Source organism: Salinicola halophilus, from assembly GCF_003206155.1.
In the GTDB taxonomy this organism is placed as follows: domain Bacteria; phylum Pseudomonadota; class Gammaproteobacteria; order Pseudomonadales; family Halomonadaceae; genus Salinicola; species Salinicola halophilus.
In genome coordinates, this window is sequence record NZ_PZJV01000010.1 from 1 (window position 1) to 1,811 (window position 1,811).

At 55.7% G+C, this 1,811-nt stretch carries 1 tRNA gene and 1 rRNA gene; both read right to left on the minus strand.

What is annotated here, in order from left to right:
* Positions 1-4 precede the first annotated feature (4 nt).
* A tRNA-Ile gene (locus DOM33_RS16030) sits at positions 5-81 on the minus strand.
* A gap of 94 nt (positions 82-175) precedes the next feature.
* Positions 176-1,715: ribosomal RNA gene (locus DOM33_RS16035) — 16S ribosomal RNA — on the minus strand.
* Positions 1,716-1,811: the final 96 nt, after the last annotated feature.

The following is a 1,811-nucleotide window of genomic DNA, read 5'->3' on the forward strand; positions in this document are numbered from 1 at the left end:
AATTTGGTGGGTCTGGGCAGACTCGAACTGCCGACCTCACCCTTATCAGGGGTGCGCTCTAACCAACTGAGCTACAGACCCGGCTTTACCACTGGGTCCGTGACCCAAACAGTCATTGCTCTTGGTCGATCAGGTAATTGATTGTGAGCGCTTGAACCGCGCTTCGTTCATCGTTTAAGGAGGTGATCCAGCCGCAGGTTCCCCTACGGCTACCTTGTTACGACTTCACCCCAGTCATGAACCACACCGTGGTGATCGCTCTCCCGAAGGTTAAGCTAACCACTTCTGGTGCAGTCCACTCCCATGGTGTGACGGGCGGTGTGTACAAGGCCCGGGAACGTATTCACCGTGACATTCTGATTCACGATTACTAGCGATTCCGACTTCACGGAGTCGAGTTGCAGACTCCGATCCGGACTGAGGCCGGCTTTATGGGATTCGCTCCACCTCGCGGTCTCGCAACCCTTTGTACCGGCCATTGTAGCACGTGTGTAGCCCTACCCGTAAGGGCCATGATGACTTGACGTCGTCCCCACCTTCCTCCGGTTTGTCACCGGCAGTCTCCTTAGAGTTCCCGACCGAATCGCTGGCAAATAAGGACAAGGGTTGCGCTCGTTACGGGACTTAACCCAACATTTCACAACACGAGCTGACGACAGCCATGCAGCACCTGTCACTGCGTTCCCGAAGGCACCCCGGAATCTCTTCCGGGTTCGCAGGATGTCAAGGGTAGGTAAGGTTCTTCGCGTTGCATCGAATTAAACCACATGCTCCACCGCTTGTGCGGGCCCCCGTCAATTCATTTGAGTTTTAACCTTGCGGCCGTACTCCCCAGGCGGTCGACTTATCGCGTTAACTGCGCCACTAAGTCCTTAAAGGTCCCAACGGCTAGTCGACATCGTTTACGGCGTGGACTACCAGGGTATCTAATCCTGTTTGCTACCCACGCTTTCGCACCTCAGTGTCAGTGTCAGGCCAGAAGGCCGCCTTCGCCACTGGTATTCCTCCCGATCTCTACGCATTTCACCGCTACACCGGGAATTCCACCTTCCTCTCCTGCACTCTAGCTTGGCCGTTCCAGATGCCGTTCCCAGGTTGAGCCCGGGGCTTTCACACCTGGCGTGCCAAGCCACCTACGCGCGCTTTACGCCCAGTAATTCCGATTAACGCTCGCACCCTCCGTATTACCGCGGCTGCTGGCACGGAGTTAGCCGGTGCTTCTTCTGCGAGTGATGTCGTTCCTGCCGGGTATTAACCGACAGGCTTTCTTCCTCGCTGAAAGTGCTTTACAACCCGAAAGCCTTCTTCACACACGCGGCATGGCTGGATCAGGCTTTCGCCCATTGTCCAATATTCCCCACTGCTGCCTCCCGTAGGAGTCTGGGCCGTGTCTCAGTCCCAGTGTGGCTGATCATCCTCTCAGACCAGCTACGGATCGTCGCCTTGGTAAGCCGTTACCTTACCAACTAGCTAATCCGACATAGGCTCATCCGATAGCGCGAAGTCCGAAGATCCTCCGCTTTCTCCCGTAGGACGTATGCGGTATTAGCGTGGGTTTCCCCACGTTATCCCCCACTACCGGGCAGATTCCTATGCATTACTCACCCGTCCGCCGCTCGCCACCAGGGAGCAAGCTCCCCGTGCTGCCGCTCGACTTGCATGTGTTAGGCCTGCCGCCAGCGTTCAATCTGAGCCATGATCAAACTCTTCAGTTTAAAGTCTGATAGTCCTTACTTCTCCCGAAGGAAAAAAGCGGACCAAACTTGGTTCAAGGTCAAACGAATCTTGACGAGTCGCTTGCCTCGATAGGT